The following is a 24,477-nucleotide window of genomic DNA, read 5'->3' as shown; positions in this document are numbered from 1 at the left end:
ATTCAAAATAAAAAACTCTACTAATAAATTAGTAGAGTTTTTTATTAAAGTACATTTACTTTTGAAGCTTGTGGTCCACGATCACCATTTTCAATTTCAAATTCAACTTTTTCGCCTTCTTTTAAAGTTTTAAATCCTTCTTTTTCGATAGCTGTAAAGTGAACAAAAACATCATTTCCACCTTCAACTGAAATAAAGCCAAAACCTTTTTCTTCATTGAACCATTTTACTGTTCCTTGTTGCATTAGAAAAAATCTCCTTTCTATCTATTATCAATAATAAAATTTACAGCACAGTTGTTCAAAGATAATAAATAGAATAAATGCAAATCACTTAAAAAACTTAAAACTTATATTACAAATTGTTATGAACATATTATATATTGATATAATAATTATATACCAATACGTAAACTATTGCAATAATTATGATTCTTCAAGCTCTGTTCGTAATTTTATTTTCTCAATAATTACTAATATCCATGTTGATATTAGTAGTGGTTGTATAACTACATTTATATTATTTGGAGATAATAAAACAGAAAATACATATTTATGGTTAGCTCTTAATTCTGGTAACATTTAGAACATTGATGAAATCCCATCGAATAAAAATTGATAAACTAAAACATAAATAGTTACCCATTGAATATAGTATTCACAAATCTCATACTCTCATACATCTAAACGTAAAAAAGGAATTTTCTTTGATAACTTTTTTCTAAATAAAAATTGTAGTATTGAAACCGACACAATTATTATTAATAATATAAGTAAAACTTGAACTGTTGGAAATTTTTCATTTAGATAGCTGTAATCTTCACTATTAGGAATTAATAATGATATTATTATGGCATTTGTAAAAATAATTATTAAGAAGTTCAATATAACTTTAATAAAAGCTAATTTCATTTCACTCTTTCTCCTATATATTAAATTTCCTATTAAATATAACAAAGATAATAAACTCTAATAAAATCATTATATTCTCCTAAAATAATTAATTGATTAGTAGTAACTTTTCATAATATAAAAATTTATATACTCAGATTATTAAAACTTATTATCATATACCTTTTTTCTTATAAAAAATTATCTACACTTTTAAAATAAAAAACACCCTTTTTGCAAAGCGTGTTCATCTGTTGTGGTAATATTTGCGGTACAAAAGTGTATCCTATACCTTCACTAAGGATAGGATACGTATTAGAGCTAGACGACGTAAATTACATTTACGCATTTCAAGCACTCTTTTGACCAACAAGTTAGTTTAAATAAATTGTTGTTGTATGTGTTGTATTTTGTGTGTATGTAGTATGTTATTGTTGTATGAAAAATTTTATTTTATATTAAACTAATTCTATAATTGCAGTTTCTGCTCCATCACCACGACGTGGTCCTACACGTAAAATACGAGTGTATCCTCCGTTGCGATCAGCATATTTTGGTGCAACTTCTTCAAATAGTTTTTTAAGTGCTAATTGGCTATTCCCATCAGCCGTAGCTACTGCTACTGGTTGCATAAATTTAGCTGCATTACGTCTTGCTGCTAAATCACCTTTTTTACCGAATGTTATCATTTTTTCTGCTAATGAACGAACTTCTTTTGCTCTTGTAACCGTAGTTTCAATTCTTCCATGTACAATAAGAGCTGTAACTAAGTTTCTTAACATTGCTTTACGATGAGCAGATGTACGTCCTAATTTTCTGTAACCCATTAGTGTTCCTCCTTACTAATCTTCTTTAAATCCTAAGTTTAAATCTTGTAATTTTAAACGTACTTCTTCTAGTGATTTTCTTCCTAGATTACGTACTTTTATCATTTCAGCTTCAGTTTTATTTGCTAATTCATTTACAGTATTAATTCCTGCACGTTTTAAACAATTATAACTACGTACTGAAAGATCTAATTCTTCTATTGTTAGTTCTAATGTTTGTCCAACAATATCTTCTTCTTTTGCAACTAAGACACTTGTATTAACTGCTTCTTCTGACATCTCCATAAATAACTCTAAATGAGAAATTAATATCTTAGAAGCTAATCCTAAAGCATCTTGAGCTTTTATAGTTCCATTTGTGCTTACTTCTATAGTAAGTTTATCAAAGTCTGTGCTTTGACCTACTCTAGTTTTCTCTACTGTATAGTTTACATGCTCAATTGGTGTATATATTGAATCTATAGGTATTACACCGATAGGTAATTCACGTTTCTTATTTCCATCTGCTGGAACAAAACCACGTCCTTTTCCTACATAGATTAACATTTCAAAGTTACCACCTTCTGCTACTGTTGCTATATGTTGATCTTTGTTGAATATTTCAACATCTGAATCATATACAATATCTGCTGCTGTAACAACTTTTGGTCCTTTTACATTTATTGAAACAATTTTTTCTTCATCAGAGTACAGTTGGAAAGCAATATTTTTTACGTTCATTATAATTTCTGTAACGTCTTCTACTACTCCATTAACTGCTGAAAATTCATGTTGCACTCCAGTAATATCTATACATCTTGCTGCAGCACCTGGTAATGATGAGATTAACATTCTTCTCAATGAATTACCTAATGTAGTACCGTAACCGCGCTCTAATGGTTCTACAACAAAGCGACCGAATTTTTCATCTGTTGATAATTCTACGATTTGTATCTTTGGTTTTTCTATTGCTAACATTATGTTAAACCTCCTCTAAATTTGTCTATGCTTTTACTATACACGACGACGTTTAGGTGGACGGCAACCGTTATGAGGAACTGGCGTTACATCTTTAATTGATGTTACTTCTAATCCTGCTGATTGTAATGCACGAATAGCAGCTTCACGTCCTGAACCTGGACCTTTAACTGTTACGTCTACATATTTCATTCCGTGTTCCATAGCTTTTTTAGCTGCTGCTTCACTTGCCATTTGTGCTGCGAATGGAGTTGATTTTCTAGATCCTTTGATCCCTAATGCTCCTGCACTTGACCATGATACTGCATTACCATGCTCATCTGTAATTGTTACTATTGAGTTGTTAAATGTTGAACGAATGTGTGCTACTCCGTTTTGTATATTTTTTTTCACACGACGTTTACGTGATTGTTGTTTACGAGCCATAGTGTTTATTCTCCTCCTATTCTAACTATTTTTTCTTATTCGCTACTGTTTTCTTAGGACCTTTTCTTGTACGAGCATTATTCTTAGTATTTTGTCCACGCACTGGAAGTCCACGACGGTGACGAATTCCTCTATAACATCCGATTTCCATTAAACGTTTAATATTTAATGATACTTCTCTACGTAAGTCACCTTCTGTTTTATAGTTATCTACTATTTCACGAATTTTATCTAGTTGTTCTCCAGATAAATCTTTTACTCTTATATCTTCAGAAACTCCTGCTTCTTTTAATATTTTTTGAGAAGTTTTTAAACCTATACCATATACATATGTTAATGATATTACTACTCGTTTTTCACGAGGTATATCAACACCTGCGATACGTGCCATTAATTTTGCACCTCCTAATTATCCTTGTTTTTGTTTATGTTTTGCATTTTCGCAAATCACTAATACTTTACCACCACGACGAATTACTTTACATTTGTCACACATTTTTTTAACTGATGGTCTTACTTTCATCGTTATTCCTCCTTGAGTTTATAACTTACTTGAATCTATAAGTTATCCTACCTTTTGTTAGGTCATATGGACTCATTTCAACTGTAACTTTATCACCTGGTAAAATTCTTATATAATTCATTCTAATTTTCCCAGAAACGTGAGCTAAAATAATATGACCATTTTCTAATTCTACTTTAAACATTGCATTAGGCAAGTTTTCTACTACTAAACCTTCTACTTCGATGACATCTTTTGCCATATCGTTCCTCCCCGATTATTTAAGTGTATCTAAAACTTTTTTGATTTCAGAAAAAACAACTTTAATATCCTGATCACCATTAATATTTTCAACTACATTTTCTTTTCTATTATAGAAATCTAAAAGAGGAGCAGTTTGTTTAATATTAACTTCTAATCTATTAGCAACTGTTTCTTCATTATCATCACTTCTTTGGTATAATTCACCTTGGCAATTATCACAAACACCTTCTACTTTAGTTGGATTAAACACTAAATGATAAGTTGTTCCACATGATTTACAAATTCTTCTTCCTGTTAAACGAGGTAGTAAAATAGATGTTTCTACATCAATGTTTATAACTTTTTCTATTTTTCTATTTGTCTTTGCCAAAATTTTATCAAGGGCTACAGCTTGTTCTACTGTTCTAGGAAAACCATCAAGTAAAAAGCCTCCTTTTGCATCTTCTTGATTTAATCTTTCTTCCACTAGTCCTATAGTTACACTGTCTGGTACTAATTCACCTTTATCCATATAACTTTTTGCTTCTAATCCTAGTGGTGTTTCATTTTTTATTGCAGCTCTAAACATATCTCCTGTTGAAATATGCGGTACTGGATAGTTAGCTTTGATTTGCTCTGCTTGTGTTCCTTTTCCTGCTCCTGGCAGTCCCATTAATATAATGTTCATAATTACCTCCTATGACCTTTCACTTTCATAAATCCTGTGTAATGTCTTTCTGTTAATTGTGTATTAAGTTGTTTAACTGTTTCTAAAGCTACGCTGACAACAATTATTAAACTAGTTCCACCTATTTGTACAGACGCTGGTAATTTAGCTATATTGGCGAACATTGTAGGAAGAACTGCAATCGCCGCTAAAAATATTGATCCTACAAAAGTTAATCTATACAATACATTTGTAATATACTTTTGTGTTTCTTTTCCTGGTCTAATACCTGGAATAAAACTTCCTTGTTTTCTTAGATTATCTGCCATTTTTTCTGGATTAACTTGTACCATTACATAAAAATATGCAAAAGCAATTATTAATGAAACATATAGTGTCATTCCTATCCAGTGGCTAAAATCTAAATAACTAGCAATCTTTTGTACATTATCATTTTTCCAAAAAATCGCAATAGTTCTAGGTAACTGTAAAAACGCTACTGCAAAAATTACAGGTATAACCCCTGCACCATTAACTTTTAATGGTAAAAATGTTGATCTAGCTCCTAACATTTTTCTTCCTGCTTTAGCTTGAGAATATTGAATAGGTATTTTACGTAAAGCTTCTTGAACATAAACTACGCTCATTATTATAGCTAATACTATTAATACTATAATTACAATTTTTAAAATTGCCAATGTCATATTCTCTGCACCTTGAATTTGAGATTTATATACTTGTATAAATCCTTCAGGAAGTCTTGCTATAATACCAGCTAATATTATAATAGAAACTCCATTACCTACTCCATATTGGCTAATTAAATCACCCATCCAAAGTAGTAAAGCTGTCCCTGCTGTAAGTACTATTGCAATAGTTACAAATCCTAGTAAAGAAGTGTCTTTTATAAGACCTTGGTAAGCATTATTAAATCCATATGACATAACTATAGACTGAATGAATGCTAATGCGATAGCTAGTATTCTAGTAACTCTTTGTATTTTCTTTTGACCTACTTCACCTTGCTTTGACCACTCAGTTAACGTAGGTATAACATCCATTTGCATAAGTTGAATTACAATAGAAGCTGTAATATAGGGCATAATTCCCATTGCAAATACAGAAAACTGTTGTAAAGCTCCTCCTGCAAATGTATTAAATATTCCAAATAATCCTGATGCATCTTGATCTTTTAAAACCTGTGCATTTACACCTGGTATTGGTAAATATGATCCAACTCTAAACAATGCTACTATAAAAAATGTAAATAATATTTTGTTACGAGTTTCTTTTACTTTAAATAGATTTGCAAAGGCACTTAACATTATAGCACCTCGCAATTTCCTCCAGCTGCTTCAATAGCTTCTTTAGCTGATGATGAAAATTTGTGAGCTTGAACTGTAAGTTTTTTCTCTAACTTACCAGTAGCTAAAACTTTTACACCTGAAAGCTCTTTTTTGATAACTTTTGCTTCTAATAAAGCTGCTGGTGTTACTACTGAACCATCTTCAAATTTATTTAAATCTGATAGATTTACAAGAGCGTAATCTTTTCTATTCACGTTATTAAATCCACGCTTTGGAATACGTCTAAATAGTGGGTTTTGTCCCCCTTCAAATCCTGGACGAACTCCTCCACCGCTACGTGCTTTTTGTCCTTTGTGTCCACGACCACTTGTTTTACCATTTCCTGATCCTATACCACGACCTACTCTGTTTCGTTCTTTTCTAGAACCTTTAACTGGTTGTAATTCATGTAATTTCATTTAGACTAGCACCTCCTTGTTTCTATTTTTCTTCTACTGTTACTAAGTGTGATACTTTATTAATCATACCGCGAATTGCAGCATTATCTTTGTGTTCTACTGTTTGGTGCATTTTTCTTAGACCTAACGCTTGAACTACTTTTCTTTGTTTTTCTGGACGACCTATCGTACTACGAGTTAGGGTTACTTTTAATGTCATATTCTAATCCTCCCTCTTATCCTAATAATTCTTCTACAGATTTCCCACGTAAAGCTGCTACGTGTTCTACTGTTTGTAATCTAGTTAATCCTTCAATTGTTGCACGAACCATATTTATAGGTGTGTTTGATCCTAATGACTTAGAAAGAATGTTTGAAATTCCTGCTAATTCTAAAACGGCACGTACTGGACCACCTGCTATAACCCCTGTACCTGGTGCAGCTGGTTTGATTAAAACAGCACCTGCTCCAAATTGACCAGTGATTTCGTGTGGAGTTGTTCCGTTAACAATAGGTACATTAATTAGGTTGTGTTTAGCTGATTCAACTGCTTTTTTAATTGCATCTGGTACTTCTTGAGCTTTACCAGTTCCAAAACCTACACGACCATTTTTGTCACCTACTACTACTAAAGCAGAGAAACGGAAACGACGTCCACCTTTTACAACTTTAGTTACACGACGAATGGCAACTACACGTTCTTCAAATTCTTTTTTGATTTCTTCTTGGCGCATCTTATCTATTTCCCTCCTTATTAGAATACTAGTCCGTTTTCACGTGCTGCTTCAGCTAATGCTTGAACACGTCCGTGATATAAATATCCTCCACGGTCGAAAACAACTTTTGTAATTCCTTTTTCTTTTGCTGCTTCAGCAATAAGTTTTCCAACTTCACTTGCTGCAGCGACACTTGATTTAGATACTTCTGATAATTTTAATGATGATGCTTCAGCTAATGTTATAGATTTTGAATCATCTATAATTTGTGCATATATGTATTTGTTTGAACGAAATACATTTAAACGAGGTACTTCGCTAGTTCCTTCAACTTTAACACGTACTCTTGCGTGTCTTTTTTTACGAACTTTATTTTTATCAAGTTTCGTAATCATAAGTATAACACTCCTTTCTTACTTGTTATTATTTACCAGTTTTTCCTTCTTTACGGCGTACATACTCACCTACATAGCGAATACCTTTACCTTTATATGGTTCTGGAGGACGTACTGCACGAACTTTTGCTGCATATTGTCCTACTACTTCTTTATCAATTCCTTCAATACTTACTTTAGTATTTCCTTCAACTGCTAATTTAACACCGTCTATTTCTTCAAATTCTACTGGATGAGAATATCCTACACTTAGTACTAATTTAGAACCTTGTTTTTGTGCACGGTATCCAACCCCGATTAATTCTAATTCTTTTTTGAATCCAGTTGATACACCTTCAATCATATTAGCTAACAATGCACGAGTTGTTCCGTGAATTGTACGATGTCTTTTTGAGTCACTTGGGCGTACTACTGTAATTTCGTTTCCTTCAACGTTAAATGTTAATTCAGCGTCAAATTGTTTTGTTAGTTCACCTTTAGGTCCTTTTACAACAGCTAGGTTATTATCTAACTTAACTTCAACACCTGCAGGTACTGTAATAACTTTATTACCTATACGAGACATTTAATGGGCTCCTCCTTTTATTATTACCAGATGTAAGCTAATACTTCTCCACCTGTATTGTTTTTACGCGCAACTTTATCAGTTACAACTCCATTAGAAGTTGATACTATTGCTATTCCTAATCCGTTTAATACTCTTGGCAATTCATTTGCCTTAGCATATACACGTAGACCAGGTTTTGAGATTCTTTTGATTCCTTTAATAACTCTTTCACCTTTTGAGTATTTAAGGAAGATCTTGATAATTCCTTGTTTGTTATCTTCGATATATTCTACATCTTTAATGAAACCTTCTGCTTTTAAGATTTCTACGATTTCTTTCTTTATGTTTGATGCTGGTACTTCTAGTGATTCGTGTTTTACCATATTGGCATTACGAATACGAGTAAGTAAATCTGCGATAGGATCTGTCATTGTCATTAGGAAAATCCCCCTTTCTTTCTTTTATATTACCAACTTGATTTTTTAACTCCAGGTATTTGACCTTTATAAGCTAACTCACGGAATTTAATACGACTAATTCCGAATTTTCCAATGTATCCGTGTGGACGTCCAGTAATACTACAACGATTACGTAGTCTAGCTGGAGCTGAATTTTTTGGAAGTTTGCTTAATCCGATGTAATCACCTTTAGCTTTTAGTTCTTCTCTTTTAGCTGCATATTTTTCAACTAATCTTTGGCGTTTTAATTCACGCTGTACCATTGATTTTTTAGCCATTGTACTACCTCTCTATTATTATTTTGCAAACGGCATTCCACAAAGTGTTAATAACTCACGAGCTTCTTCATCAGTATTAGCTGTAGTTACTACTACTATGTCCATACCACGAACTTTACTTACCTTATCGTAATCAATCTCTGGGAAAATTAACTGTTCTTTAACTCCTAGTGTGTAGTTTCCACGTCCATCAAAAGCTTTTTTAGAAACTCCGTGGAAATCACGAACACGTGGAAGTGCAACTGTTACTAATTTATCAAAGAATTCATACATTCTTTCTCCACGTAAAGTAACTTTTGCCCCGATAGGCATACCTTCACGTAATCTGTATGTAGCTATTGATTTTTTAGCTCTAGTAATTAATGGTTTTTGACCAGAAATTAAAGTTAATTCTGCAACTGCATTATCTAGGTTTTTAGAATTTTGAACTGCATCACCTACACCCATGTTAATTACTATTTTTTCAATTTTCGGTACTTGCATTACACTTGTGTATCCGAATTTTGTCATTAATTCTTTTGTTATCTCTGTTTTAAATTTTTCTTCTAAACGAGCCATCTAAATATAGTGCCTCCTTTCTTAACTATTAATTATATTTCTTTTCCTGATTTTTTAGATATACGTACTTTTTTACCGTCTCTTGTTTCAAAACCTACTCTTGTTGGTTTTCCAGTTTCAGGGTCTTGTAACATTACATTTGATACGTGTATTGGTGCTTCAAATTCAACTCTTCCACCTTGAGGTGCTGCTTGACTTGATTTAGTATGTTTCTTAACAATGTTTACACCTTCAACAACTACACGATCTTTTTTCGGTAAAGCTTCTTTTACAATCCCTACTTTACCTTTATCTTTTCCGGTAATTACTACTACTTTATCACCTTTTTTAATGAACATGTCTTGTTAGCCTCCTTCTTTATTGTACTTTTTAAGTGATTATAATACTTCTGGAGCTAGTGATACAATTTTCATGTAGTTGCCGTCTCTTAATTCACGAGCAACTGGACCAAAAATACGTGTACCACGTGGACTCTTATCATCACGGATAATTACACAAGCATTTTCATCAAATTTTATGTAAGAACCGTCGTTACGACGAGCTCCTGTTTTTGTACGAACTATTACAGCTTTAACTACATCACCTTTTTTAACAACTCCTCCTGGTGTTGCTTTTTTTACAGAACATACAATTACGTCACCAATATTAGCAACTTTACGTCCTGAACCACCAAGAACTTTAATTGTTAAAACTTCTTTTGCTCCTGAGTTATCAGCTACTTTTAAGCGTGTTTCTTGTTGAATCATTCGCTTTTTGCCTCCTTCTTACAGTATATTAATACTTTTCTTAGATAATTACTGCTTCTTCTACTACTTCAACTAAACGGAAGTTTTTTGTTGCAGACAATGGACGAGTTTCCATTATTTTAACGATATCATTAATTTTTGCTACATTATTTTCATCATGTGCTTTGAATTTTTTTGAATATTTTACGCGTTTCCCGTATAATGGGTGTTTTTTGTAAGTTTCTACTAAAACTGTTATTGTTTTGTCCATTTTTGTAGATACAACTTTACCAACGTAAACTTTTCTATCATTTCTTTCAGTCATAGTTGCCTCCTATTTTATTTATTCGCTAATTCTCTTTCGCGAATAACAGTTTTCATACGAGCGATTGATTTTCTAACTTGACTAATACGAGCTGTATTTTCTAATTGACCTGTAGCCAATTGGAAGCGTAAGTTGAAAAGCTCTTCTTTTAATTCTTTGATTTTTGTTTCTAACTCTTGTGAAGTTAATTCTCTAATCATAGATTTGAATTCTCTTGTTTTCATTATGCTTCACCACCTGTTTCTTCACGTTTCACAAATTTACATTTAACAGGTAATTTGTGAGATGCAAGTCTTAGAGCTTCACGAGCAACTTCTTCACTAACTCCTGCAACCTCAAACATCACTCTACCTGGTTTAACAATTGCAACCCATCCTTCAACTGCACCTTTACCAGAACCCATACGAACTTCTAGAGGTTTTTTAGTATATGGCATATGAGGGAAGATCTTAATCCAAACTTTACCACCACGTTTCATATAACGAGTCATCGCTATACGTGCTGATTCAATTTGACGAGAAGTAACTCTTGATGCTGTTGTAGCTTGTAATCCGTATTCTCCGAAATCTACTACTGTTCCACCTTTTGCTTTACCTTTTGTTGATTGTCTATGTTGACGACGATATTTTACACGTTTAGGCATTAACATAATTAGTTACCTCCTTTTTCAGATTTTTTAGTTGGTAATACTTCACCACGGTTAATCCAAACTTTAACTCCAAGTTTACCATAAGTTGTATCAGCTTCTTCATGAGCATAATCAATATCTGCACGTAATGTGTGTAGAGGTACTGATCCTTCTGAGTAATGTTCAGCACGAGCCATATCCGCTCCACCTAAACGACCTGATACTTGTGTTTTAATTCCTTTTGCTCCTGCTCTCATAGCTCTTTGGATAGCTTGTTTTTGAGCACGACGGAATGATACACGAGCTTCTAATTGACGAGCAATTCCTTCAGCAACTAGTTTAGCATCAACATCAACTTTTTTAATTTCTACAACATTGATGTGTACTCTTTTTCCTGTTAATTTGTTTAATGCTAATCTTAATTTATCTATTTCAGAACCACCTTTACCGATAACCATTCCTGGTTTTCCAGTGTGTACTGAGATGTTTACTTTTTTATCAAATCTTTCAATTTCTACTTTAGAAACTGAAGCATCTTTTAATTGTTTACTAATGAATTCACGTATTCTAAAATCTTCGTGTAAGTTAGTTGCGAAATCTTTTTCTGCATACCATTTTGAATCCCAATCACGAATGATTCCAACACGTAATCCTATTGGATGTACTTTTTGACCCACAGTTTTGCCTCCTTTATTGGTTTAGCTTTCTTCTTAAAATTTATTATTTATTATCACTTAATACTATAGTGATGTGACTTGTTCTTTTGTTTATTGCACTTGCAGATCCTTTTGCACGAGGACGGAATCTCTTAAGAGTTGGTCCCTCGTTTGCAAAAGCTTGTGATACTACTAAGTCTTCTACATTCATTCCATAGTTATGTTCAGCATTTGCAGCAGCTGATTTAATTACTTTAGCTACTGGTAATGAAGCTGCTCTAGGTGTGAACTCTAAAATTCCTAATGCTTCGCCCACTTTTTTCCCACGTACTAAGTCTAATACTAACCTTACTTTACGAGGTGCTATGCGGACAGTCTTAGCGATTGCTTTTGACTCCATGAGTGTGCCTCCTTAAATTTCTTATAATTATCTTCTTCTAGTTTTTTTATCGTCTGCTACGTGACCTTTATATGTTCTTGTAGGTGCGAATTCTCCTAGTTTGTGTCCTACCATATCTTCAGTTACGTATACTGGTACGTGTTTTCTTCCATCATACACAGCAAAAGTTAATCCGATAAATGTCGGGAATATTGTTGAACGACGTGACCAAGTTTTAATTACTTGTTTTTTCTCTTGCCCACTCATTTTTTCAACTTTTGCTAATAAGTGGTGATCAGCGAATGGTCCTTTTTTTAAGCTACGAGCCATTTTGTTATCTCCTTTCGAATACTATATGCTGGATTTTTGGTAAAGAGCACTTGCTCCCTACCAAACCTAGCTATTTTTCTATTTGTTACGAGCACGTACGATGAATTTGTTTGAACGAGCTTTTTTAGAACGTGTTTTCTTACCAAGTGTAGGTTTACCCCAAGGTGACATTGGTGATTTACGTCCGATTGAAGTACGTCCTTCCCCTCCACCGTGTGGGTGGTCGTTAGGGTTCATAACAGATCCACGTACTGTAGGTCTTTTACCTAACCAGCGTGTTCTACCGGCTTTACCGATATTAACTAATCCATGTTGTTCGTTACCAACTTCTCCGATTGTTGCACGGCAAGTTGCTAAAATCATTCTAACTTCTCCTGATTTCAAACGAACTAATACATACTTACCTTCTTTTCCTAATACTTGAGCACTTGCTCCAGCAGAACGTACTAATTGTCCACCTTTACCAGGTTTCAATTCGATATTGTGAATTAACGTACCTACTGGTATGTTAGAAAGTGGTAATGTGTTACCAATTTTAATATCTACTTCTGTTCCTGATATAACTTCTTGTCCAACTTTTAATTCTTTAGGTGCAATAATATATCTTTTTTCTCCATCAACATAGTGTAATAGAGCGATATTTGCTGAACGATTTGGATCGTATTCTATTGTAGCAACTTTTGCTGGTACATTATCTTTATTTCTCTTGAAATCTATGATACGGTATTGTTTCTTGTGTCCTCCACCATTGTGACGAACAGTAATTTTACCTTGATTATTTCTTCCCGCTTTTTTCGGCAGCGGTGCTAATAATGACTTTTCTGGTTTTGTCGCAGTAATTTCTGCGAAATCTAATGATGTCATATTACGACGACCATTAGTAATAGCTTTATATACTTTAATAGCCATTTGTCATTTGTCCTCCTTAATGGTACTTAATTATTCTATGCGAATAATCCTTCTATTGTTTGTCCTTCAGCTAATTTAACAATAGCTTTACGTTTTTTATTAGTGTATCCCGCATGTCTTCCTACACGACGGAATTTTGCTTTATAGTTCATAACGTTAACTTTCTCAACTTTAACTCCGAAGATTTCTTCGATAGCTTGTTTGATTTGTGTTTTATGAGCTCTTGTATCTACCAAGAAAGTATATTTATTTTCTTGCATTAATAGATATGCTTTTTCAGTTAAAACAGGGCGTTTGATAATATCGCGTGCTTCCATTATGCTAATACCTCCCCAACTTTTTCTACTGCATCTTTAGTAAATACAACTTTGTTGTGTCCTAAGATGTCTAATACATTTAATCCAGTTGATTCAATAATTGTAACTCCTGGAATATTTCTTCCTGACATTAAAGCATTTTCCTCATATTCTGATACTACGAATAATACTTTTTTGTCAATATTTAAATTGTTAAGCATTTCTTTGAAATTTTTAGTTTTTATTGTATCAAATGTTAAAGTTTCTAATGCGAATACTTCACTAGCTGCAACCTTAGACGATAAAGCTGAACGTAATGCTAGACGACGCATCTTTCTTGGCATTTTGAACCCATAGTCACGAGGTGTAGTACCCATTGCAACTCCTCCTCCACGCCATTGTGGTGAACGAATTGACCCTTGACGAGCACGACCTGTTCCTTTTTGACGCCATGGTTTACGACCACCACCTGATACTTCAGAACGTCCTTTAGTTTTGTGTGTACCTTGACGTAAAGAAGCTCTTTGTAATGTTACTGCTTGGAATAAAACGTGTTGATTTGGTTCAATTCCAAAAACTGCATCATTAGCTTCTACTACACCAACTTTAGTACCGTCTTGTTTAAATAATTCTAATTGTGTCATGTGCTAATTTCCTCCTTCCGTATATTTCTTATTTACCAGATTTTACTGCTGATTGGATTTTTACGAAGCTTTTCTTAGAACCTGGAATACATCCTTTGATTAAGATAACTCCATTTTCTACATCTACACCAACTACTTCAAGGTTTTGTGTAGTAACTGTAACTCCACCCATTTGACCTGGTAATGCTTTACCTTTAAATACACGGTTAGGTGCTACAGGCCCCATTGACCCAGGGCGACGGTGGTAACGAGAACCGTGAGCCATTGGTCCACGACTTTGTCCGTGACGTTTAATTGCCCCTTGGAATCCTTTACCTTTACTAACTCCTGTTACGTCAACTAAGTCTCCTGTTGCAAATATATCAACTTGGACTTCTTGACCTACTTCATAATTCGCTACTTCAGCGTCTCTTATTTCACGAACAAATCTCTTTGGAGCAGTGTTAGCTTTATCAGCATGTCCTTGCTCAGGTTTGTTAGCTACTTTTACTAAACGATCTTTACGCTCTTTATCGTAAGGACGTTTATCATCAAATCCTAATTGGATTGCGTTGTATCCTTCAACTTCTTCTGTTTTCTTTTGTAATACGACATTCCCTTTTGCTTCAATTACTGTTACTGGAATTAATTCTCCATTTTCAGCAAAAACTTGAGTCATACCTACTTTTCTTCCTAAGATACCTTTGGTCATCGAAAGTCACCTCCTAAATATTATAATTTTAATTCGATGTCAACACCAGATGGTAAGTTTAAGCTAATTAAAGCATCAACTGTTTTTTGTGTTGGTTCAACAATATCGATTAGACGTTTGTGAGTACGTTGTTCAAATTGCTCACGACTATCTTTGTATACGTGAACTGAACGTAAAATCGTATAAACCGCTTTTTCTGTTGGCAACGGAATTGGTCCAGAAACTTTTGCTCCAGAACGTTTAGCAGTTTCAACAATTTTTTCTGCACTTTGGTCTACTAATCTATGATCATACCCTTTTAAACGGATACGTATTTTTTGTTTTGCCATCATTTCTCCTCCTATAATTATATTCGCCACTGTCATGCAGTGACTTCTCCACGAAAGTTCTCCAGCACGCCATTGCCATGGCAAAGCGGCCGGGCGTGTCAGTAACCTTTCGCTTCAACGCAAGTCTTGGGTAAAGACCAACATTATTATTATACATTTTTAAATATGATATTGCAAGCTTTTTTTTAAAAAATTTAGTGAATATGTTTTCTAAAATCAAAATTAATAAACAACTCTACAAAACAATCATTTACTAATTTAACAAAAGATAAATTAACCTATTTAATATAGAAGAAAAATATACACTCTTTTTTAATATTTTCAAAACTTCTACTTTATAAATTTCTAATATACTCTAGTCTACAATAAACTATAAATAATATTTATTTATACAAAATATTTCTATAGAAATATATAGTTAATGTATTATAATCTCTAAGTAGCGTTTTTATTTAAACAGCATAAAATTAAATAATCTTACTTTAGATTATTTAAAACTTTCTTTTTTACTTCTTCAAGCAAATTACAATTTTTTATTTTATAATCAACATCTGTAAAATCTAGATGTTTCGTTATATCATTAGTTTGTAGGATTAAGTATGCACCTGATTTTGATGCCGCCAATGCTCCGGGCCTAGAATCTTCTACAGCTATACAATTTTCTATATTAACTCCTAGCCTTTCTGCTGACATCAAGTATATGTCTGGGTGTGGTTTTCCTCTTTCAACATCGTATTTAGTAACTATATCATCTACATATCTGTATAAATCATGTTTTTTCAAACCATCTATTATATGTTCCAAAGTCCCATTTGAAGCAACTCCTATTTTTATATTATTTTCTTTTAAAAATATAAAAGTTTCTTCTATATAAGGAAGTATTTCTGCATTTATAATTCTATCAGCCATTTCAACAGCAACTTCTCTTTCAAGCTTATCATAAATTTTTTCTTCCATATTATACTCAGAAGTAATGTACTCTCTACATCTTTCTACACTAGTTCCTGACACATTATATATGTAACCTAATTTTTCTAATTCTCTACCAGTATATTTTCGTACTAAATCAGACATTACTTGAAAATATAATTTTTCTGTATCTACAATAGTTCCATCGTAATCAAAAATTACAGCATCTACTCTTTTTATCATTTTCCCCTCCAAATTTTCAGATATGAATATAATATCATTTATCTTATATAATTTCTATATATAAATCCCCGTAGATTGATTAGTACAGTTTTTTATTGACTAATTATTAATTTCGTTATATACTTAGTTTATTATAAAAAGATAGGAGAAAAAATGAAAAACAAAAAATTTATAACAAGCATATTATTAGCAATGCTAATTACACCAATAACTTCATTAGATACTTTTGCAAATGAAACAAAAAATATATCACAATTAGAAAATACTAAAAATGATATCCAACTAAATACAAAAGTAGATAACAAAGATAATGTAAAAGTAGAAACTACTAAAATAAAAGAAAACACTACTGTAACAAAAATATCAGGTGATAAAGTAGATAATAATACAGAAAATATAGAAGAAAAAGCAAGTATTAAATCTAATTCAATTAACGAGAATAACATAGATTCTGATGGAGACGGAATAGTAGATTCAAAAGAAAAACCAAACGAAATACACAGTTGGAATTTCTCTGATAGAGACGCATTAATGTTCTCATGGTTATCATATCTAAACGATGATTATATAAAAAACATACTTGATGAAAATAGTAAATTAGTAGATAATTCTAAAGATAAAAATAAAATTACTATGATAAAACAAGAATTATCATCATTTTGGAAAGTAAAGAAAACATATCACTACGACAACGGTTTTGATGCAGTTATTTTTGAAACAAAAAGCAAAAACCCTAACATTAAATCTAACATAAACGTCTTAGCAATAGCAGGAACAAATGGATTAAGTGATATTGACGATGATTTAGCTTTATTTGCTGGATCAAATCCTAAACAAGCGACATCAGTAGAAAATTTAATAGATTCTTTAAGTTTAGACCCTAACAAAAAAAATTTATATATTACAGGACACTCTTTAGGAGGATATCTATCTCTTCGTGCTCATAGTTACGCTTTCCAAAAAGGATACGATTTCGTCAAAAAATCTGTAACATTCAACGCACCAAAAGTTAAAGGAAATATTTTTAACAGAAAACTAAAAGAAACAGAAAAAATCGTTGATAAATTAACTAGAGATGGAAAATCAGTTCACTATAAAGTAAACAATGATAATGTTATCCCTCTAGTAGGATTTGTTAAAGAAGCTATATCCGTTGGAAATACAGCAGGTAAACACTCTTTAAGTTCATTTTATGAAGAACAAATAAATAATCTAGGTTATTTTTCTATCGGAACAAGACAAGACATAACTGGTAAACAATATGAATATATTGCTAACACAACAAACAAAAATAGTTCAAACCGTTTTGTTAAAAGTGTAGAGAATATATTTAAGAAACTTCATCTTATCAACGAAGTTTCATACATTTAATTGATACAGTTTAATAATTTTAAAAAACCACTCTTATTTTTAAAGAGTGGTTTTTTCTATAATAATTAGATATTTTAATTATTATTTTTTCTTTTTTTATAACGTAATACTAATGCTCCTAATATACTTAATACCGCTAGTGAAGTGGTACTAGTTGTAGCATCTCCTGTGTTAGACAATACTTTCTTATTAGTGTCTTTTACACTATTTGTGTTATCTACATTAGGTTGAGATGGTTGATCATATTCTTGCTCAGGAACAACTGGTTGATCTTTTGGATCTTCTTTAGGAATAATAGGTTCAGCATCTTTTTTATATGTTACTGTTTCTTCTACATTTTCACTCGTATTTGTCACAGTTACTGCTGGAACTTCTTTTTTATCTGCTGTGTATCCTTTGATTTCTGGACTTGTTACTTTTTCAAATGTTTGTTCTTCTGTCCAATCTCCCCAAGTGATTTCTCCAGTTACAGTATCTTTTGTTCCCGTGCGTGTGAATGTTTTTTCTTCTACTACTGAATCATTTGCTTTTGTTCCATCTTCGTATACATAGTTTATTGTTCTTGTTACTTTTTTCTCTTCTGTTACTTGCTCTGTTGCATTCTTAGTATATGTTACTGTTTCTTCTACATTTTCACTTGTATTTGTCACAGTTACCGCTGAAACTTCTTTCTTATCTGCTGTATATCCTTTGATTTCTGGACTTGTTACTTTTTCAAATGTTTGTTCTTCTGTCCAATCTCCCCAAGTGATTTCTCCAGTTACAGTATCTTTTATTCCCGTGCGTGTGAATGTTTTTTCTTCTACTACTGAATCACTTGCTTTTGTTCCATCTTCGTATACATAGTTTATTGTTCTTGTTACTTTTTTCTCTTCTGTTACTTGCTCTGTTGCGTTCTTAGTATATGTTACTATTTCTAATAATTCTTTATTTTCATCAGTAGCATTTACAGTTACCGCTGTAACTTCTTTCTTATCTGCTGTATATCCTTTGATTTCTGGACTTGTTACTGAAGCAAAATTGTAAGTACCGTTATTACTCCATTCAGTATAACTTACAACATTAGTAGCTTTATTAGTTATTTTTTGACGAGCGAATGTATATGTACTTTCTTTAGTAGGTTTCGCTTCTGTACCGTCTGCATATACATACTTAATAGTTTGTTTAAATGTAACACTTTCATCTTCTGTTTCTTTTTCTGCTTCATAAACGTAATTTACTGTAATATCTTGTGCAGCAGTAACTCCTGAAGGTTGTCCTTGCACTTCTTTAAATGTATATTTATCTTTAGTAATACCAGAAGTTATGTATGTTTCTCCAGATTCTATAGTTTCTACTTTAGGAGATGCTAATTCATTTCCATCAGTATCTACCCATTTAGTAGTAACATTTACATATCTTTGAATTTCCAATTTATATGTAGGTTTTGCGTTAAATATGTTATCTACACCAGTAGAACTTGAATGTTCTCCGGTAAAGTGTGTATATAATTTAATTGATGTATTTTTTACACCGTCTTTCATATCTGTTATTTCAAAAGGTAATTCAGCTGATGCTGTAGCTGATGGCGATAAGTTTTCTGATTTCAATAGAACAGAGCGAACTTTTGTCCAATCAGTAACTTGATCTGCGGTAACATATTTAGTAACTACATCATCAGTAATTTGATCTCCATTAAATTCTGTATAAGAATATAATAATGTCCCATTACCACTATCTCCTGTAGTTGATACTGCATAATTACCATTACCTTTAAGAGTCAATGTAACATCATAACCATTTGCAACATTAGGAAGATTTACAATATTGTATGAATATGCTGAATTTCCTTTATCTGTTAAAACGTTAGCTAGACGTATACTACCACTATTATTAGAAACATTTCCACCTTTTGCATAATTAAATTTAACAGTTTCAGTTTCTCCTAAATATTTTCCAGAAGAATAATTTTTAACACCATTCATTGAACCGTATGTAGACGGATAAATAAAGCTATACTCTGCTTCTTTATTTGTAGGATAGAAACCTAAGTTAGAAGAACGAACTTTGTAAGTTTCACCATTTTTTAATGTTATTTCTCCTATATTTTTCCAATTACCTGATGAAGTAGCTAATTGATCGTCATCATTTATTTCCATAAATAAACTCATACCGTTATCAGTATAATACGTGTAAGATAATGGTAGTTGATTCTTATCAGCTATTAATTTTATTGGCGTATTACTATCTACACCACCTATAATTATTTTGTTAGCTCCTCGCCAGTCAGGTGTGTTAGGAAGAGAAACTTTGAACATACGTTCTCCATTAAGTCCAACGTATCCTAAATCTTCTATTTTTGCATCATCATATTTTGCATTAGCTTTATAGGCATTTAATTGACTAGCATCTTCAATATCAAATCCTTGAGGAACAGCAAGTAAATATGTACTAGGTCTATCGTCTATTTTAGCGATATTACGTATTTCATATTTAATATTCGCTTCATTTCCTCCATTAGTACTATTAGGTTGATAAGATGTATTATTGAAGTTTGTAACTACCCCTGTAAATTCGTTAGCTACTGCGTTAGGAGATTTTATATCTAATGACATATTTCCAGTTTCATTAATTCCTTGGTCAGAAGTTACATTAAATGCGTAATCAGCCTTATCCCCTGCATTTTTCATACTATTTTCAGTTAAAATAGCATTTTGGGCAAAAGTAATTTTAACTTTAGTACCTGCTTCAATGTTTTTATATCCAATATCAATAGATTTTATATTAGATCCATCTTTAGCAACTCCATTACTAACATCTTTTTCTGTAATAGGAATTACTATATTATTTTGATTAGATGTTGTATAATTACCTGCTGCACTAAGCTTGAAAGATGTCCCGTCAGCTAAAGTAACTTTCGCAACTCCGTTGGGTTGATTCTCACTTGATGTAGAAATAGCTATTGCATAATTACCATTTCCACCATTTACAATAGTACCTGGCTCCACATCAATATGAACGTTAACATTAGTTTGCGCAATATTTCCATCGTTAAATACTTCTATTGAACGACTATTTCCATAATCTAGTTTAGTAGAATCTGATTGATGATCTCCATCTGCTTTTCCGTTATCAGTGAAAATATCTCCATCTTTAGCTTTAAATTCAACTTTCAAGCTACTTTGTTCGTTGTTAGTTACACCAATATCGATATTTTTACTACCACTAGCTTGTTGGTTTTGATTTTTAGCTCTTTCTCCAGTAGTATTATTTATAGATCGATAATTTACAGTTGCACTAAAGTTATTTTCACTAGCATTTATGTCTTCTGTATAACTTCCAAACAATATTAAAGAACCATTTTTTAAACTATCTTTTCCATTATTGAAAGTAATAGTAACTGGTGTTCCTACTCCAGAAGCTTGAGATATTTGAACATTGTTTCCTGAAGCTAGAGTATTAAATGTAGACTCTGTATCTCCAACAACTTTTTCGCTAGTAAGACCGTAAGCATAACCTACACTAGAAGTATCAGCAACAAATCCTTTAGGAACATCTAAAGTTATAGTTCCTTCAAAGTTATCTCCATCTTGGACTCCATTGTTATCTAAATTAATACCTAAACTATATTTATGATTTTTTACTAATCCTTTGTTTGAAGTTTGATTTTGGTCAAATGAAATATTTACATTTTCTATTTCAGCAGGTTTTCCTATTGTATAAGTAACATCTTTTAATTTTACACCATTCTTTTTAAGAGTAACGTTATACGTACTACCTTCTTCTAAAAATGACCAATCCGAAACTGTTGGCGTTAATTTAACATTAAAAACAACTGAAGCTGTATTATTAAACTCATAAGTAAATGTCGTATTTTGACTAGCTTTGTTTGTTACATATCCTGGATCTGTTACAGGCTCTACCGAAGTAGAAACAGTAGCTTCTAAACTCTTATCAGAAGACGCACTAAAAATATGAGGAACTTCTACAGTAACTACATCTCCTGAATTAACTGGTAAAATAACTGAAACATTACGTGTATCATTATCACCATGAGTTAATGTAACCTTATCACTTTGAGCATTATTGTCAATCATTTCACTGACATTAACATTGTTATTAGTAGCATTTCTAAAACTAGAAACATTTGGACTATCTAAAGTATTACTTTCAGTAACATCCGTTGGTATAGATGAAATTTCTGAATTTGTAGTTGATTTTTCTACTTCAGTAGTATATACATCACTAGTGGCATCTGAAGTTGACGCTACAACTGCTGTTGTTTCCGCAGTATCTGCAGCTTTAGCTTCATCAGACACACCAAAAGCAAGAAAAGCTCCTGCTATAAATGAAGCAACACCTATACTTAATTTTTTTATTTTATATTTATTTCTACGAACAGCGTTTTTTTCTATACGTAATTTCAAATTATTTTTAGAAAACAAAACGAGTACCTCCTATAAAATTTTGTTATAAAATATGTTTTATAAAATATCACTTAATATATTCTTTGTCAATATCTTTTAAACAAAATCTGTAATATAAATCTTATTTTATTTATAATTGTTGACAATTTCGCCACAATTTATTATCCCCTGCTAATAATAGGTTATAAAGTATTTCAATTTTAATAAAACAAATTTAAAAAATAAAAAATATAGGTTATATTACAATTATTTTAATTTATATTAAATTTATTTTTGTTAATAAGTTAAAATCATTTAACCACTATAAAGAAAATTAAAAAACATCTTAAATTTATTAATTAAAAATTTAATTATACTAAAAATTAATAGTTAAACACATTACATACGCTATTAATATACAAGTAAAATAACAAAGAACTCCGTTGAATTAACGAAGTTCTTTTATATACTTTTATTTCCATGATATTAGCTTATTTCTCTAATCCCAGACAAGACCTACATGTTCATTCATTTCCACATAAGCTTCTTCTATTTTTCGTTGTGTATCTCCATTATATTTACCATAATACTTTCCTCCAGGTAAAAAGTCTTCTATTACGATAACTCGGTAATCAAAAAGAGGATATCCATTATAATTTTTACCATTAGATTTTGCAACAACTATCGTAGGATGAGCCTTAGCTTTTTTTATAATAGTTCTACCGTCTTTTTTCTCAAAAACCAAATCCATAAGAACACCTCGTTCAGTCCACTTTCTATTGGATACCCCTTCCATCATCTCATAAGTTTGATTAGAAATAAAGTTCCCCATAGAATAAATAATTAATTTTTTATCATTATCCTTTTCTACTATTTCCGAAGGTTCTACTACATGAGGGTGTCCTCCTAAAACCACATCAGCACCCCAATCAATCATCTTTCTATACAATATTTTTTGATCGTCAGTTGGGTAGATACTGTACTCTATTCCTGACTGAGGCATAACTACTGTGATATCCGCCAGTCTTTCAGCCTTTTCTATTTCAACTTTCATTTTTGCCTCATCTAAATCAGATAAATAATAATTATACTGCTCATTAGTAAGTTCACTTTCTAAACCATTAAACCCATAAGAATAAGCTAGCAATGCTATTTTTATTCCATTAACTTCTTTAATAACTATATCTGATTCTTCTCGACTATTATCCACATAAACTCCTATAGGAGTTACTCCTACATCCTTGAACTGTCTATATGTATTTTTCAAACCATATAGCCCTGTGTCTAAAATATGGTTATGCGCTAAATCTACAACATCATAACCTATATTCTTCGTAGATTTTGCTACTTCTTCGGGATTATTAAATTAAAGGATACCCACTCAAAGAATGTTTATCACTTATTGTCCCTTCATAATCACCTATTGCTAAATCCGCTTCTGATATCCTATCTCTAACATATTCAAAATAAGGATCAAAATTATAATTACCTTTCTCATCCTTAGCACTCCAATACAAAACATCGTGATAAAGAATATCTCCATTAGCAACAATTTGAACAGTTTTTATATCTTCAGTCTTGCTACTTATTGTATCTTTACCGTTTTGGTGATAAAAGATAAAATAAACCCCAAATGAAATTATCAAAAATATAAACCCTAATATAATTAAACTTTTTTTATTATTTTTCATATATTCAACTCCTATCAAATAATATTATATCAAAAGTAATTAACAAAAAAAATTTTTATTAAAATAATATAATGGTATATCTCCTATCACATACGACAACTAGCAAAACAATCATTTTACATTATAAAATAATTGCATATATAATATTTGAATAATGTATACATATATTATATAATTATTACTTAGCATTATTTTAGCGAAAGGGGAATTTTATTGTTTAATTTTAATAAAAGAAATACTTTAATTTTTGCAGCAGGTATATTTAGTATTATATATTATTTTATGCTACCAGTATCCATATTTAGAGGACTACCTATGGGAGATACTCCTATATTTGAATACTTCGGATATGCTATGACAAAAGGTGAACTTCCATATAAAGATTTGTTTGATCATAAAGGTATTTTTATATTTCTAACCCACTACCTTGGTTACACAATATTAGAAGAAAAAGGTATAAAATTAATATTTTCAGCATTTATTTTTATATTTATTTATTTTTCATTGAAAATAATAAAGTTATTTACAAACAGTAAACTATCTATATTATTTAGCATAATCATAACTTTCTTTAGTTATACATATATTTCAGAATTAGGTTTGAATGTAGAAACATTAGCTTTACCTTTCATAACATTTTCTTTATACATTTATTTAAACTACTTTATAAACAACAAAATTACTAAACTTAATATAATTTTATTAGGAATATCTTTCTTTGTAGTATTTTTCACAAGAGCTAATATGATATCTATATG

The 24,477-nt window shown here is 31.6% G+C and carries 38 protein-coding genes; 2 read left to right on the top strand and 36 right to left on the bottom strand.

Annotated features, from left to right (window positions below):
* Positions 1-44: 44 nt before the first annotated feature.
* The 33 genes from HZY83_RS00310 to HZY83_RS00150 all read right to left on the bottom strand — a co-directional run bounded on the left by HZY83_RS00310 (position 45) and on the right by HZY83_RS00150 (position 16,272).
* Positions 45-245 carry a cold-shock protein gene (locus tag HZY83_RS00310; protein WP_179942123.1) on the bottom strand — a complete coding sequence of 67 codons (201 nt, stop codon included), beginning with the start codon at positions 243-245 and terminating at the stop codon, positions 45-47.
* Positions 246-425: 180 nt separating this feature from the next.
* Complete coding sequence (locus HZY83_RS00305; RefSeq protein ID WP_179942122.1) at positions 426-581, bottom strand: hypothetical protein; 156 nt, start codon at positions 579-581, stop codon at positions 426-428.
* A 93-nt stretch (positions 582-674) separates the two neighbouring features.
* Positions 675-911: a hypothetical protein gene (locus HZY83_RS00300; protein ID WP_179942121.1), complete on the bottom strand. Its 237-nt coding sequence runs from the start codon at positions 909-911 to the stop codon at positions 675-677.
* Between the two features lie 437 nt (positions 912-1,348).
* Complete coding sequence (gene rplQ / locus HZY83_RS00295; RefSeq protein ID WP_179942120.1) at positions 1,349-1,717, bottom strand: 50S ribosomal protein L17; 369 nt, start codon at positions 1,715-1,717, stop codon at positions 1,349-1,351.
* A 15-nt stretch (positions 1,718-1,732) separates the two neighbouring features.
* Positions 1,733-2,674 carry a DNA-directed RNA polymerase subunit alpha gene (locus tag HZY83_RS00290; RefSeq protein ID WP_179942119.1) on the bottom strand — a complete coding sequence of 314 codons (942 nt, stop codon included), beginning with the start codon at positions 2,672-2,674 and terminating at the stop codon, positions 1,733-1,735.
* 36 nt (positions 2,675-2,710) lie between these two features.
* On the bottom strand, positions 2,711-3,100 hold the full coding sequence (rpsK, locus tag HZY83_RS00285) for a 30S ribosomal protein S11 (protein ID WP_179942118.1): 390 nt from the start codon (positions 3,098-3,100) through the stop codon (positions 2,711-2,713).
* Positions 3,101-3,125: 25 nt separating this feature from the next.
* Positions 3,126-3,491, bottom strand: a complete 366-nt coding sequence (gene rpsM, locus HZY83_RS00280) for a 30S ribosomal protein S13 (RefSeq protein ID WP_179942117.1) — start codon at positions 3,489-3,491, stop codon at positions 3,126-3,128.
* A gap of 18 nt (positions 3,492-3,509) precedes the next feature.
* Positions 3,510-3,623 (bottom strand): 50S ribosomal protein L36, encoded by a 114-nt coding sequence (gene rpmJ, locus HZY83_RS00275; protein ID WP_179942116.1) that lies wholly within the window; start codon positions 3,621-3,623, stop codon positions 3,510-3,512.
* Positions 3,624-3,648: 25 nt separating this feature from the next.
* The gene (infA, locus tag HZY83_RS00270) at positions 3,649-3,864 is read right to left on the bottom strand and encodes a translation initiation factor IF-1 (protein WP_003144387.1); all 216 of its coding nucleotides are present in this window, start codon (positions 3,862-3,864) and stop codon (positions 3,649-3,651) included.
* Positions 3,865-3,879: 15 nt separating this feature from the next.
* Positions 3,880-4,533, bottom strand: coding sequence for an adenylate kinase (locus HZY83_RS00265; protein ID WP_179942115.1), 654 nt, complete (start codon positions 4,531-4,533; stop codon positions 3,880-3,882).
* A gap of 2 nt (positions 4,534-4,535) precedes the next feature.
* A complete protein-coding gene (gene secY / locus HZY83_RS00260) occupies positions 4,536-5,837 on the bottom strand; it encodes a preprotein translocase subunit SecY (protein WP_179942114.1) in 1,302 nt (433 codons plus the stop codon).
* Positions 5,837-6,277: a 50S ribosomal protein L15 gene (gene rplO, locus HZY83_RS00255; RefSeq protein ID WP_179942113.1), complete on the bottom strand. Its 441-nt coding sequence runs from the start codon at positions 6,275-6,277 to the stop codon at positions 5,837-5,839. The genes secY and rplO overlap by 1 nt, the downstream gene beginning before the upstream one ends.
* A gap of 22 nt (positions 6,278-6,299) precedes the next feature.
* On the bottom strand, positions 6,300-6,476 hold the full coding sequence (gene rpmD, locus HZY83_RS00250) for a 50S ribosomal protein L30 (RefSeq protein WP_179942112.1): 177 nt from the start codon (positions 6,474-6,476) through the stop codon (positions 6,300-6,302).
* 16 nt (positions 6,477-6,492) lie between these two features.
* The gene (rpsE, locus tag HZY83_RS00245; RefSeq protein ID WP_179942111.1) at positions 6,493-6,990 is read right to left on the bottom strand and encodes a 30S ribosomal protein S5; all 498 of its coding nucleotides are present in this window, start codon (positions 6,988-6,990) and stop codon (positions 6,493-6,495) included.
* Between the two features lie 20 nt (positions 6,991-7,010).
* The gene (rplR, locus tag HZY83_RS00240; protein WP_179942110.1) at positions 7,011-7,367 is read right to left on the bottom strand and encodes a 50S ribosomal protein L18; all 357 of its coding nucleotides are present in this window, start codon (positions 7,365-7,367) and stop codon (positions 7,011-7,013) included.
* Positions 7,368-7,395: 28 nt separating this feature from the next.
* The gene (rplF, locus tag HZY83_RS00235) at positions 7,396-7,932 is read right to left on the bottom strand and encodes a 50S ribosomal protein L6 (protein WP_179942109.1); all 537 of its coding nucleotides are present in this window, start codon (positions 7,930-7,932) and stop codon (positions 7,396-7,398) included.
* A gap of 23 nt (positions 7,933-7,955) precedes the next feature.
* Positions 7,956-8,351 carry a 30S ribosomal protein S8 gene (gene rpsH / locus HZY83_RS00230; protein WP_179942108.1) on the bottom strand — a complete coding sequence of 132 codons (396 nt, stop codon included), beginning with the start codon at positions 8,349-8,351 and terminating at the stop codon, positions 7,956-7,958.
* A gap of 29 nt (positions 8,352-8,380) precedes the next feature.
* Positions 8,381-8,650 (bottom strand): 30S ribosomal protein S14, encoded by a 270-nt coding sequence (rpsN, locus tag HZY83_RS00225; protein WP_179942107.1) that lies wholly within the window; start codon positions 8,648-8,650, stop codon positions 8,381-8,383.
* 18 nt (positions 8,651-8,668) lie between these two features.
* Positions 8,669-9,208, bottom strand: a complete 540-nt coding sequence (gene rplE / locus HZY83_RS00220; protein ID WP_179942106.1) for a 50S ribosomal protein L5 — start codon at positions 9,206-9,208, stop codon at positions 8,669-8,671.
* Between the two features lie 32 nt (positions 9,209-9,240).
* On the bottom strand, positions 9,241-9,546 hold the full coding sequence (gene rplX / locus HZY83_RS00215; RefSeq protein ID WP_179942105.1) for a 50S ribosomal protein L24: 306 nt from the start codon (positions 9,544-9,546) through the stop codon (positions 9,241-9,243).
* Positions 9,547-9,585: 39 nt separating this feature from the next.
* Positions 9,586-9,954 (bottom strand): 50S ribosomal protein L14, encoded by a 369-nt coding sequence (gene rplN / locus HZY83_RS00210; RefSeq protein WP_021753546.1) that lies wholly within the window; start codon positions 9,952-9,954, stop codon positions 9,586-9,588.
* Positions 9,955-9,994: 40 nt separating this feature from the next.
* The gene (gene rpsQ / locus HZY83_RS00205) at positions 9,995-10,258 is read right to left on the bottom strand and encodes a 30S ribosomal protein S17 (protein WP_179941099.1); all 264 of its coding nucleotides are present in this window, start codon (positions 10,256-10,258) and stop codon (positions 9,995-9,997) included.
* A gap of 14 nt (positions 10,259-10,272) precedes the next feature.
* Positions 10,273-10,458, bottom strand: a complete 186-nt coding sequence (gene rpmC / locus HZY83_RS00200; protein WP_370520016.1) for a 50S ribosomal protein L29 — start codon at positions 10,456-10,458, stop codon at positions 10,273-10,275.
* 23 nt (positions 10,459-10,481) lie between these two features.
* On the bottom strand, positions 10,482-10,907 hold the full coding sequence (gene rplP, locus HZY83_RS00195) for a 50S ribosomal protein L16 (RefSeq protein WP_179942103.1): 426 nt from the start codon (positions 10,905-10,907) through the stop codon (positions 10,482-10,484).
* 2 nt (positions 10,908-10,909) lie between these two features.
* A complete protein-coding gene (gene rpsC / locus HZY83_RS00190) occupies positions 10,910-11,563 on the bottom strand; it encodes a 30S ribosomal protein S3 (protein WP_179942102.1) in 654 nt (217 codons plus the stop codon).
* Between the two features lie 43 nt (positions 11,564-11,606).
* On the bottom strand, positions 11,607-11,942 hold the full coding sequence (gene rplV / locus HZY83_RS00185; protein ID WP_135156418.1) for a 50S ribosomal protein L22: 336 nt from the start codon (positions 11,940-11,942) through the stop codon (positions 11,607-11,609).
* 27 nt (positions 11,943-11,969) lie between these two features.
* Entirely contained in the window at positions 11,970-12,251 is a 282-nt protein-coding gene (gene rpsS / locus HZY83_RS00180; RefSeq protein ID WP_179942101.1) for a 30S ribosomal protein S19, read from the bottom strand.
* Between the two features lie 78 nt (positions 12,252-12,329).
* Complete coding sequence (gene rplB / locus HZY83_RS00175) at positions 12,330-13,160, bottom strand: 50S ribosomal protein L2 (protein ID WP_179942100.1); 831 nt, start codon at positions 13,158-13,160, stop codon at positions 12,330-12,332.
* A gap of 35 nt (positions 13,161-13,195) precedes the next feature.
* Complete coding sequence (gene rplW / locus HZY83_RS00170) at positions 13,196-13,477, bottom strand: 50S ribosomal protein L23 (protein ID WP_179942099.1); 282 nt, start codon at positions 13,475-13,477, stop codon at positions 13,196-13,198.
* Complete coding sequence (rplD, locus tag HZY83_RS00165; RefSeq protein WP_179942098.1) at positions 13,477-14,100, bottom strand: 50S ribosomal protein L4; 624 nt, start codon at positions 14,098-14,100, stop codon at positions 13,477-13,479. The genes rplW and rplD overlap by 1 nt, the downstream gene beginning before the upstream one ends.
* A 28-nt stretch (positions 14,101-14,128) precedes the next feature.
* Positions 14,129-14,791 carry a 50S ribosomal protein L3 gene (rplC, locus tag HZY83_RS00160; protein ID WP_179942097.1) on the bottom strand — a complete coding sequence of 221 codons (663 nt, stop codon included), beginning with the start codon at positions 14,789-14,791 and terminating at the stop codon, positions 14,129-14,131.
* Between the two features lie 20 nt (positions 14,792-14,811).
* Positions 14,812-15,120, bottom strand: coding sequence for a 30S ribosomal protein S10 (gene rpsJ, locus HZY83_RS00155; RefSeq protein ID WP_179942152.1), 309 nt, complete (start codon positions 15,118-15,120; stop codon positions 14,812-14,814).
* 477 nt (positions 15,121-15,597) lie between these two features.
* On the bottom strand, positions 15,598-16,272 hold the full coding sequence (locus HZY83_RS00150) for an HAD family hydrolase (RefSeq protein ID WP_218925278.1): 675 nt from the start codon (positions 16,270-16,272) through the stop codon (positions 15,598-15,600).
* A gap of 153 nt (positions 16,273-16,425) precedes the next feature.
* Here HZY83_RS00150 and HZY83_RS00145 point away from each other — a divergent pair, with 153 nt between their 5' ends.
* Entirely contained in the window at positions 16,426-17,643 is a 1,218-nt protein-coding gene (locus HZY83_RS00145) for a Tle-like phospholipase domain-containing protein (RefSeq protein WP_179942096.1), read from the top strand.
* 74 nt (positions 17,644-17,717) lie between these two features.
* Here HZY83_RS00145 and HZY83_RS00140 read toward each other — a convergent pair whose 3' ends face one another.
* The 3 genes from HZY83_RS00140 to HZY83_RS08295 all read right to left on the bottom strand — a co-directional run bounded on the left by HZY83_RS00140 (position 17,718) and on the right by HZY83_RS08295 (position 23,719).
* Positions 17,718-22,067 (bottom strand): mucin-binding protein, encoded by a 4,350-nt coding sequence (locus HZY83_RS00140; RefSeq protein ID WP_179942095.1) that lies wholly within the window; start codon positions 22,065-22,067, stop codon positions 17,718-17,720.
* Positions 22,068-22,527: 460 nt separating this feature from the next.
* Entirely contained in the window at positions 22,528-23,355 is an 828-nt protein-coding gene (locus HZY83_RS00135; RefSeq protein ID WP_370520015.1) for a CapA family protein, read from the bottom strand.
* A 34-nt stretch (positions 23,356-23,389) separates the two neighbouring features.
* Positions 23,390-23,719 (bottom strand): CapA family protein, encoded by a 330-nt coding sequence (locus HZY83_RS08295; protein WP_255460127.1) that lies wholly within the window; start codon positions 23,717-23,719, stop codon positions 23,390-23,392.
* 213 nt (positions 23,720-23,932) lie between these two features.
* Here HZY83_RS08295 and HZY83_RS00130 point away from each other — a divergent pair.
* A partial coding sequence (locus HZY83_RS00130; RefSeq protein WP_218925277.1) for a hypothetical protein occupies positions 23,933-24,477 on the top strand: 545 nt, incomplete at its 3' end.

The organism is Gemella sp. GH3, from assembly GCF_013415425.1.
Taxonomy (GTDB): Bacteria; Bacillota; Bacilli; order Staphylococcales; family Gemellaceae; genus Gemelliphila.
Note: the sequence above shows the minus strand (reverse complement) of the source record. Positions and strands in the feature narration are given on the sequence as shown.